This window comes from Actinomycetota bacterium, from assembly GCA_018830725.1.
GTDB lineage: Bacteria > Actinomycetota > Humimicrobiia > JAHJRV01 > JAHJRV01 > JAHJRV01.
The window spans coordinates 16,907-27,733 of sequence record JAHJRV010000056.1 but is presented as its reverse complement, the minus strand read 5'-3'; the positions used below and the strand labels follow the sequence as shown (position 1 = coordinate 27,733).

Annotated in this window: 9 protein-coding genes; all 9 read left to right on the top strand. The window is 29.7% G+C overall.

Annotated features, from left to right (window positions below):
• A partial coding sequence (gene murJ / locus KKC53_02860; protein MBU2598105.1) for a murein biosynthesis integral membrane protein MurJ occupies positions 1 to 1,293 on the top strand: 1,293 nt, incomplete at its 5' end.
• Positions 1,294 to 1,396: 103 nt separating this feature from the next.
• Positions 1,397 to 3,196: a translation elongation factor 4 gene (gene lepA / locus KKC53_02855; protein MBU2598104.1), complete on the top strand. Its 1,800-nt coding sequence runs from the start codon at positions 1,397 to 1,399 to the stop codon at positions 3,194 to 3,196.
• A 49-nt stretch (positions 3,197 to 3,245) separates the two neighbouring features.
• Entirely contained in the window at positions 3,246 to 4,397 is a 1,152-nt protein-coding gene (dnaJ, locus tag KKC53_02850) for a molecular chaperone DnaJ (GenBank protein MBU2598103.1), read from the top strand.
• Between the two features lie 188 nt (positions 4,398 to 4,585).
• Positions 4,586 to 5,896: a tRNA (N(6)-L-threonylcarbamoyladenosine(37)-C(2))-methylthiotransferase MtaB gene (mtaB, locus tag KKC53_02845; protein ID MBU2598102.1), complete on the top strand. Its 1,311-nt coding sequence runs from the start codon at positions 4,586 to 4,588 to the stop codon at positions 5,894 to 5,896.
• A 1-nt stretch (position 5,897) separates the two neighbouring features.
• Positions 5,898 to 6,359: a GatB/YqeY domain-containing protein gene (locus KKC53_02840; GenBank protein MBU2598101.1), complete on the top strand. Its 462-nt coding sequence runs from the start codon at positions 5,898 to 5,900 to the stop codon at positions 6,357 to 6,359.
• 236 nt (positions 6,360 to 6,595) lie between these two features.
• Positions 6,596 to 7,525, top strand: a complete 930-nt coding sequence (locus KKC53_02835) for a PhoH family protein (protein MBU2598100.1) — start codon at positions 6,596 to 6,598, stop codon at positions 7,523 to 7,525.
• Positions 7,526 to 7,631: 106 nt separating this feature from the next.
• On the top strand, positions 7,632 to 9,815 hold the full coding sequence (locus tag KKC53_02830) for an HDIG domain-containing protein (GenBank protein ID MBU2598099.1): 2,184 nt from the start codon (positions 7,632 to 7,634) through the stop codon (positions 9,813 to 9,815).
• Entirely contained in the window at positions 9,815 to 10,300 is a 486-nt protein-coding gene (ybeY, locus tag KKC53_02825; GenBank protein MBU2598098.1) for an rRNA maturation RNase YbeY, read from the top strand. The genes KKC53_02830 and ybeY overlap by 1 nt, the downstream gene beginning before the upstream one ends.
• Positions 10,301 to 10,318: 18 nt before the next feature.
• Complete coding sequence (locus KKC53_02820) at positions 10,319 to 10,771, top strand: cytidine deaminase (GenBank protein ID MBU2598097.1); 453 nt, start codon at positions 10,319 to 10,321, stop codon at positions 10,769 to 10,771.
• Positions 10,772 to 10,827 lie beyond the last annotated feature (56 nt).

Genomic DNA, 10,827 nt, shown 5'->3' with positions numbered 1-10,827 from the left:
ACACTTATAAACCTTCTTATTATTATTTTTATTTTAATAATTATCATAGTATTTATCACAATTCCTTCAATATATAAAATTCTTCCTGGTCTTAAGGATGATTTAAGTCAGCGGTCTTTAGCAATCTTATTAACAAGAATTATGTTTCTCTCTCTTCTTTTTATGGGTTTAACTGCAATAGTAAGTGCTCTTTTAAATTCATATGAAAGTTTTGTACCGCCTGTATTCTCAACTGTTATATGGAATCTATTAATAATATTAGTATTTCTTCTACTTTATAGAAAATATGGAATTTTAAGTTTTGCTGTTGGTATTGTAATTGGAACAATAGGTCAATTTCTATTTCTTTTACCATTCTTAAGAAATAAAGATTTTAATTATGAACTAGATATTGATTTAAATCATCCAGGTGTAAAAGAGGTAATGTTACTTTCTTTTCCGATTATATTAAGTTTGGGAAGTGCTCAATTGAATAATGTGATAAATAACCTTTTTGCTATTTCTATAGGTAAGGGGGAGTTAACAATTTTAAACATTTCTCAATTTTTATGGTTCTTTCCTGTAGGGATTTTTGCTGTAGCTGTTTCTACAATTATCTTTCCACATATTTCAAAACAAGCAGCAAAAAATCAAATAGAAGATTTAAAAGACTCCTTTTTATCAGGGACAAAATTAACCAATTTCTTATTAACCCCATCATCTATGGGTATTATTTCTTTGGCTCATCCAATTGTAAAGCTTCTATTTGAAAGAGGGGAATTTACTTTAAATAATACTTTTTCAACAGCAGTAGTTCTTTCATACCTTGCTTTATCTTTAGTTCCTTATGGGATGGTGCTTATTCTAAACAGAACTTTTTTTGCATTAAAGGATTCAAAAACTCCACTAAAGGTTGCGATATTTTCCATTTGCTGCACATTATTTTTTAACATGATTTTAATAAGATTTTTAAAGACAGCAGGTTTGGCTTTATCTACATCTTTAGTTATTTCAATTAATTTTTTACTATTATTTTTACTACTTAGAAAAAAGATAGGAAGATTAGGAGGAACAAAGATTTTATATTCTACTTTAAAAATATTTTTAGCCTCCTTTATAATGGCTGTATTTGCCTATTTTGCACATAACTATATTTATAACCTGCTTTCCCCATATAAATTAGGTTTACTTTTTTCTATATTAATCTCTATAAACCTTGCTTTAATGGTCTATATTGCATTATGCTTTATATTGAAAATAGAAGAGTTAAATAGCTTTCTTCAGGTGATAAAAGAGAGATTTAAAACTTCCTAAATTAATCCAATATATAATATATCCAAAGCTATTTTTAGATTTTAGACTTTTATTAAAATAAAATTAGCAATACATTAAATATTTTATTATTTTTAGATGTAAAATGGACAGAATTAAGTTTATAAGAAATTTTTCAATAATTGCCCATATTGATCATGGAAAATCCACTTTGGCTGATAGATTTTTGGAAATAACAAAAACAGTTCCAGAGAGGGAAATGACTGAGCAGTACTTAGATGATATGGATTTGGAGCGCGAGAAAGGAATAACTATAAAAGCTCATGCTGTTAGAATATTGTATCATTACAAGGATGGCAATTTTTACATTTTTAATCTGATAGATACTCCCGGTCATGTTGATTTCACTTATGAGGTTTCAAGAAGCTTAGCTGCTTGTGAGGGAGCACTACTTGTTGTTGATGCTGCTCAGGGTGTTCAAGCACAGACCCTGGCTAATATATACTTAGCTTTAGAAAATAGATTAAAGATTATACCTGTAATTAACAAAATAGATTTATCCCAAGCAAGACCAAGAGAGGTCAGTCAACAACTTATAGATATTTTAGGTGTGAAAAGTGACGATATATCTTTTGTTTCAGCTAAAACTGGTGAGGGAGTACCACAACTTATGGAGAATATAGTAAAAAGCATCCCCTCACCAAAAGGGGATATCAATAAGCCACTTCAAGCTTTAATATTTGATTCAGACTTTAATCCTTACAGAGGAGTAGTTGCATTTACAAGGATAATAAATGGTACTATTAAAAAGGGAACTATAATTGATATGATGGCAAAAAATGTATCAACTCAGGTGGAGGAGATAGGAATATTTACTCCAAAAATGTTTCCGCTAAATAAGCTATCAGCTGGAGAAGTCGGATATATAATAACTGGATTTAAAGATGTTCAAAAAGTGGGAGTTGGAGATACAATTACTGATAAGGCTTTTAGAGCATCATCACCTCTTTCAGGATATAGAGAACCAAAACCGATGGTTTATTGTGGTCTTTACCCTGTTGATGGAGGACAATATGAGCTGCTTAAAGATTCAATTTTAAAATTAAAATTAAATGATGCTGCACTTTATTTTACTCCTGAGACCTCACCTAACTTAGGATTTGGTTTCAGATGTGGATTTTTGGGATCGCTTCACATGGATATTGTGATGGAAAGGTTAAAAAGAGAATACGATCTTGATCTATTAGCAACTATTCCACAAGTTGCATATAAGATAACAACTGGAACTGGGGGAGACATTGTTGTAAAGAATCCTGCAGATTTTCCCACTAATGTTCAAATAGATAAGATAGAGGAACCTTATGTAAAAGCTACAATTTATACTCCAGCTGAATATATCGGAGTAATAATGGATTTATGCACAGAAAAGAGAGGGGAATTTTTAAATATGTCTTATCCTTCACCAACACAAGTTCATTTGGAATATGAAATTCCACTTTCTGAAATTATAGTTGATTTTTTTGACCTTCTTAAATCCAAAACTAAAGGTTATGGCTCACTTGACTATAAACTTACTGGATATAAAGAGAGTGATATTGTTAAGTTGGATATAAAATTGGCAGGTGAAACTGTTGATGCCTTCTCATTTATGATTCATAGAGATAAAGCTTATAATAGGGGGAGAGAACTCGCAAAAAGGTTAAAAGAGCTAATCCCAAGACAACTTTTTGAAGTTGCAATACAAGTAGCTATCGGAAAAAAAGTAATAGCTCGTGAGACCATTCCAGCAAGAAGAAAAGATGTCACAGCCAAGCTATATGGAGGTGATATCACCAGGAAGAGAAAGTTACTTGAGAAACAAAAAGCTGGGAAGAAAAAGTTAAAAAGGTTTGGAAAAGTTGAAGTTCCATCAGAAATTTTCAAATCCCTCTTTAAAATAGAATAAAAATATTTTATAATTAAAAATTTTAATATTTATTTTAAGGTGAGTTAAATTGACTAAAAGAGATTATTATGAAGTTCTTGGAGTTCCAAGAAATGCGGATAATAATCAAATAAAGAAAGTTTATAGAAGACTTGCTCGAAAGTATCATCCTGATGTAAATCCGGATGACCCAAAAGCTGAGGATAAATTTAAAGAAGCAACTGAAGCTTATGAAGTTTTGAGTAATTCTGAAAAGAGAAATCGATATGATATGTTTGGTCATAAAGTTTTTGGAGATTCATATAGACCAGATTATTCTTCTGTTTCATCAATATTTAGAGAATTTGGTTTTGGTGATTTTTTCCTGAAAAATATATTTGATTTTTTCGGGGAACCCTCTTTTGGAACAAGAGTTAGAACAAGATCTGAAACATGGTCTATTATGGGTGATAACATTTTAGAGAGAATTAAGATTTCCTTTAAGCAAGCTGCATTTGGTGTAAAAAAAGATTTGGAATATGATAGATATGAAGCATGTGAAAAATGTGGAGGCTCTGGTTCAGAAGATAGAGAGTTAAAAAATTGTCCTGTGTGCAATGGTGTAGGTGAAATAAGAACCACCAGTCAAAGTTTTTTTGGTACAGTGATTTCATCCAGAACATGTTCTAATTGTAGAGGAACTGGTAAGGTTATAGCAAAACCTTGTAGTCAATGTAATGGAGAGGGAAGAGTTTATAAAAAGAGTAAATTAACGATAAATGTTCCACCTGGTGTATCTACAGGAACAAGATTAAAAGTATTAGCAAGAGGCAATTCTGGAATTAGAGGTGGAGCTTATGGAGATTTATATGTTCAGATTGAAGTAACACCTCATAAACAATTTGTTCGTGATGGATATAATATATTCTCTAAGAAGAAAATCACTTTTTATGAAGCTGCATTGGGGTCCAAAATTTTAGTTGAAACCCTTGATGGCAAGGATGAGATAAGAATAGTTCCAGGTACTCAAAGTGGAAAAAGAGTTAAACTGAAAAATAAAGGAATCCAGCATTTAGGTAGAAATATGAGAGGGGATCATATAATAAAGATTGTGGTTGAAACTCCTGAAAAGATGACTAAAAAGGAGATAAAATTTCTTAAAGAAATTGCAGAAGAAAAAGGATTAAAAGTCGGAAATGGAACATCAAATTTCATAACCAAACTAAAAAAAGCCTTCAAATAAATTCTTCATCATTTCTAACGAAATGCCAATTATATTTGCATAAAATAATAATATTCACAGGTTAATTTATGCTACCATTTATATATAAAAATAGATATTTAAAGGAGTAATAAGTCTATTCCAAGATTATTTTTGTTTTGAAGAGAACGTTAAGGAAGATACATAAGATAATTTAGAGGAAGAATTATTTGAGATTTTATATAAAAACTTTAGGTTGCAAAACAAATCAATATGAATCAGATAGATTGGCAAAAGAACTCATCCTGAAGGGATGGAAAAAAGTGGGGGAGGAGGATAACCCCAACATTTGCTTGGTAAATACGTGTACAGTTACAAAACAAGCTGACAGAAAATCGAGACAGATATTAAGAAAGCTTATTTCAAAAAATCCAGATAGTAAAGTAATTGCAATGGGTTGTTATGTAAATAGAGACAAAGAAGAACTGAAAGATATAAATGGGGTTTTTGGTGTGTTTCCTAATGAAAAAAAATCAGATCTACCAGATATTTTGGAGGATATTTTACGAATATCAAAAAGTTCAAATTTTAATATAAACAGAACAAGGTTAAGTAATATAGAATTAGGTAGAACAAAGCCAGAATTTTTAAATTATTCCTCCCATACTAGGGCTTTAGTAAAAATAGAAGATGGTTGTGATAATTTTTGTTCATACTGTATTGTTCCATATGTGAGGGGAAAACCTATAAGTAGAAATAAAAAAGAGATAATAAATGAGATAAAGTATTTAGTTTCAGAAGGAGTTAAAGAGGTAGTTTTAACTGGAATAAACATCGGTATTTATGGCAAAGAATTAGAAAATGAAACGGATTTAACAAGTTTGATTGAGGAGATATTAAAAAAAACTAATATTTTTCGGGTGAGACTGAGTTCTATAGATGTCAATAACATTTCATCCTCATTGATTGATTTATTATCTGAAAACAATAGATTATGTCCTCATTTACATATACCATTACAAAGTGGAAGTGATAGAGTATTAAAAATGATGAGAAGGAATTATAATATAAGACAATTCCAAAGGAAGATAAATGAAATAAGATTAAAAATACCAGAAGTTGCTATTACATCTGACTTAATAGTTGGATTTCCTGGCGAGGAGGAAAAAGATTTTAAAACAAGTTTAAAAATGATGAAAAGACTAAATTTTAGTAAGGTACATGTATTTAAATATTCAGAAAGACCTTTAACATTAGCAGCAGGAATGGATAATAAACTATCCTCAGATATAATTAAAGAAAGAAGTGAAAAAGCATTAGAGCTTGCTGATAAACTTCGAATTAACTATCTAAAAAGTAATATCGGAGAAAAAGTAAAAGTTTTGATAGAAAATAATGGTAAAAATGATTATCAGAAAATAGGGACTTCTGAAAATTATATCAAAGTATTTTTTGAAGATAGAACTTCGAAAAAGGGCGAAATAGTCGATGTATTATTACAAAAAGTTAAAGATTTAAGAATGGAAGGAATAAGGCAATAATATGTATAAGGAAAAAATAAGAAAAGATATGAAAAAAGCATTAAAAGAAGGTGAAAAATTAAAGGTTTCAACTCTTAGACTTTTAATAGCCAGTATTATAAACGAGGAAAAAAAATTACTTAAAGAATTAGATGAACAACAATTTTTTAAAGTATTAAATAGAGAGATAAGGATGAGAAAAGAATCAATAACTGAATTTGAGAAAGGTGGTAGGAAGGAATTAGCTGATAAGGAGAGAAAAGAAAAAGAAATATTAAAAACTTATCTTCCAAAACAAATTACTCAAGATGAGTTAAAAACTATGATTAATTCAATTATTGAAGAAGTTGAAGCAAAAACTGTAAGAGATCTTGGTAAAGTGATGGGTAAAATTATACCTCAAGTGACTGGTAGAGCTGATGGAAAAGTCATTAAAGATTTAGTTTTTAAAGCACTATCGAATTTAGAGACTGAACAAAAATAATTTAATATATAATTAATAATATCTTGTCATTGCGAGGAGCGTTAGCGACATGGCAATCTCAACCAAAGTATTTTATTTAGTTTATTTAAAATGAGATTCATCTTTATATAGTTTTATATCTGTTAAAAATTAGTTTTTATGTGCTATTGTTGTATTTGATAAACAATAAGGGGTGAGAACTTATCTTGATAAAGTTTAAAAAGGAGTTAAAAGTAGAATTTAAAAAAGGTAAATCTATAGTTGATCTTTGGGGTAAGAGTGATATTTACTTAGATTTGATAGAAAATCATTTTGAAGTTGAATTGTTTTCTTTAGGAAATGAAATAGCTATAAGTGGAAAGAAAAAAAATGTAAATCTTGCTTCTGATTTAATAAAAGAGTTGATTTTACAAATAAATGATGATCAAAATCTAACACCTGAGAGTGTAAGTTATACCATAGAATCCATTAAAGTTGGAGAAGAAATTCTACCTCATAAATTTATTAGCGATACAATTGTAGTGGGAAGAGGAAAGGTTGTAAGACCAAAAACATCTGGGCAGAAAAAATATATAGATGCTATTAAAAAAAATACTGTAGTCTTTGCAATTGGACCAGCAGGAACAGGTAAGACATATCTTGCAATGGCTATGGCCATAAATGCACTAATGAATAAAACTGTAGGAAGAATTATACTTGTAAGACCTGTTGTTGAAGCAGGAGAGAAGCTAGGGTTTCTACCAGGTGATATTTATGCAAAAGTTGATCCTTATCAAAGACCACTATATGATGCTCTTCATGATATGATGGAAGCTGAAAGATTTTATTCACTTATGCAAACTGGAATAATTGAAGTAGCTCCATTAGCCTATATGAGGGGAAGAACTATTAACGATTCATTTATAGTTTTAGATGAAGCACAAAATACATCTCCAGAGCAGATGAAAATGTTTTTAACAAGATTGGGATTTGGTTCAAAAGCTGTAGTAACTGGTGATATTACTCAGATAGATTTACCATCTAAATCTCAATCAGGTCTGTTTGTGGTGCAGAAAATACTTTCTGAAATAGAAAATATAAAATTTATATATTTTTCTGACAGGGATATAGTAAGGCACAAAATTGTACAGGAAATTGTGAAAGCTTATGATACTTATGAGAATAAAAAAGAAGATAATTCTCTTTAAATAAGTAATAAAATTATTTGTAAATATAATAAAATAGTAGTAATAAATCTCATTTTTAAATAGTAATAGTATATTTAAGAAGAATAAAAGAAAGTGTGAGAAATTCTTGAATAGGAAAGTTAAAAATATAAAATATAAAGATATATCAAAAATATTTAAAAAATTAACAAGCCCATCTTTTAAGAGTGGTTATATATTTGCCCTTCTAACATTTTTAATAATTATAATTCTAACGGCAAATGTTGGTCCAACTTATAATTTAAAAGAGGGCGAAATGAGCCCTTTCGATTACAAGGCTCCATATATGTTTGAAGTTCCAGACGAGGAGAATTGGGAAAAAGCAAAAAAGGAGGCTTATGCAAATGTTGAACCTGTATATTCCTATAATATTGAAGCTTTAACTAAGAGTATTGATGATGTTGAAAATCTATTTATAAATTTATTAGTAACATCTAATCGTAAAGATCTTTCTCCTGAAGAAAAACTAAATCATTTTAATACAAATTATAATAAGGGTTTTTCAAATGACTCTACTAATTACTTGCTTACTCTTGATGAGGAACAAATAAAAAATATTTTAAATGAGAGCAAGAAAGTAACTAAAGAAATAATGGAGGAAAAAATAAAACCTCGACAGTTATCAGAGTACGTCAAAGAAATTGATAAAAAATATATGGTTGATGTCGATTTATCAGAGGATGAGAAGGTTATAGTAGCAAAAATTGTAGAAAGATTTCTTCGTCCAACAGCGGTTTATGAAGAAGCAAAGACTCAAAGACAAAGAGAAGAAGCAGCCAGTAAAGTACCTCTCACAAAAATACCAGTAAAGGCAAATGAAGCAATAGTCCAAGAGGGATATCCCATAACACGGAATGCCCTCCTCATTCTCGAATATATAGGTCTTACTGGTAAGAGCTTAACCTGGAAACAGATTCTTAGTACATCTTCTTTAGTATTTTTATCAGTATTATCATTCGCAATTTATCTATATAAATTTCATCCAAGTAACTATTTAAGAATAAAAAATGTTATTCTATTATCAATTATTATTTTATCTTTTACTATAATAATACGCATCTTTTCTGAATTTGTATCTAAGCTGATAATGGGACCATCATTATGGTGGGGATATATTATACCGATAGCTGCAGCTTCTATGATAGTAACAATTCTTTTTGATTCACATTTGGGTATTATAACCACTTTTATTTTGACAGTTTTTAACGGGATATTAACTGCTGGATTTTTTAACTTTTTTTTAGTTGCACTTATAAGTGGAGTTTTTGCGGTTTATTTAGTTTCTAAAGTTTCAGAAAGACAGAAGATTATAAAAGCTGGAGTTCTTTTAGCATTGATAATTGGTTTACTCGTTTTTACAATAAATATTCCAAATGCCAATATAAAACTTGCATTTTTTTATTCCTTAATAGGGTTTGCGAATGGTTTGATTTGTACAATTATAACTCTTGGTGCCATTCCTTTTCTTGAGAATTTATTCAATATTACTACTTCTATGAGGTTGCTTGAACTTTCCAATCCCAATCAACATCTACTGAAACGATTAATAAAAAATGCTCCGGGTACATATAATCATAGCTTACTTGTTGCAAATTTAGCTGAATCTGCTGCTGAAGCAATAGGAGCTGATGCTCTTTTAGTAAGAGTAGCTTCATACTATCATGACATAGGAAAATTAAAGAGACCTTCGAGTTTTATTGAGAATCTTAGTGATAAAGAGAGTATACATGAATATATTAAGCCAAGTCTTTCAAAGTTGATAATCGCAAACCATGTTAAGGACGGAGTATCAATGGCTAAAAGAGCTAGACTTCCTAAAGAGATAATTGATTGCATAGCTCAGCATCATGGCAATAGCATAATATCCTATTTCTATAATAAACAAAAGAAATTGGAAGAAGCTTATGAAGAAGAAAAAACCACAGAACAGGTTTTTCGTTATCTTGGTGAAAAACCAAAGTCAAAGGAAGCTGCTATACTGATGTTCGCTGATATTGTGCAGGCTGGGGGAAAAGCAATGACTAATCCAACTACAACTGGTTTAAAGAGAATGATAGATGATTTTATTGAAGATAAGTTGGAAGATCATCAATTGGATGAATCAGATTTAACCTTAAAAGAGATTCAAACAATAGCAGATTCATTTTATAAAACTCTTGTTCAAGGAATATTTCATTCCCGAATTGAATACCCAGATAAAGAATCAAACGATAAAAAAAAGGAACCTAAAAATACGAGGAATTTTAAAGAAGATAGGAAAGATAACCAGTAATGGGAATTGAAATAGTAAATCATCAGAATGAGGTAAGAATATATTTAAGAAAGATTCAAAATATTGCAGATATTTTATTTTCACATTTAAGCACACTCGAAGGAAAAATGATAGATGTTGCTTTTATTGATGAAAGCACAATGAAAATATTGAATGAGAAATTCAGAGGAGAGAAAGAACCTACTGATGTTTTATCTTTTTCTTACATCAATTCACATATCGATTCCACAAAAACTAATACTTCTGAGAATCAACAACAACCAATTTTTGGGGAATTGTTAATTTGTCCCAAAGTAGCTTTTAATCAGGCAAAAGAACTTAAACATAGTTTTGAAAAAGAGATTGCGATTTTAATCTCTCATGGTCTACTACACCTTTTAGGATATGATGACAGTAGTGAAGAAAAAGCAAAAATAATGGAAAAAAAACAGTTAGAATTAGTTGAGAAACTGTGTTCGGAAATAAATTCACAAGAAGAAGATTAATAAATTTGGAGGAATAAATTGGATAATAGAGAACTTGTAGAAATTGCAAAAAAAACAGGAGAGAATGCATATGCACCATACTCAAATTTTAAAGTTGGTGCTGCTTTATTAACTAAATCTGGAAATGTGTATCAAGGCTGTAATATAGAAAATTCATCATATGGTTTAACTATTTGTGCAGAAAGAGTAGCAATTTCAAATGCAGTTTCAAATGGTGAAAAAGAGTTCATAAAAATGGCAATAGTAGGAAGTTTTGCTAAAGGGCATGAACGAGAAACTGGCGAAGAGAATATACAAGAAATTGCAAAAAAAGATATGCAAAAGAGTGAAGATATTCTACTTCCTTGCGGTGCTTGCATGCAGATTATGAGTGAATTTAATCCAGATTTAGAATTAATATTGTTAAATACAGTGGGAAAAATAATAACAATTAACTTAAAAGAACTCTTTCCAAAACCATTTAAACTTTAATTTTTAATTCTTAAAAATTCATTTAGATTAATTATCATGTATTAAATATAAGTTAT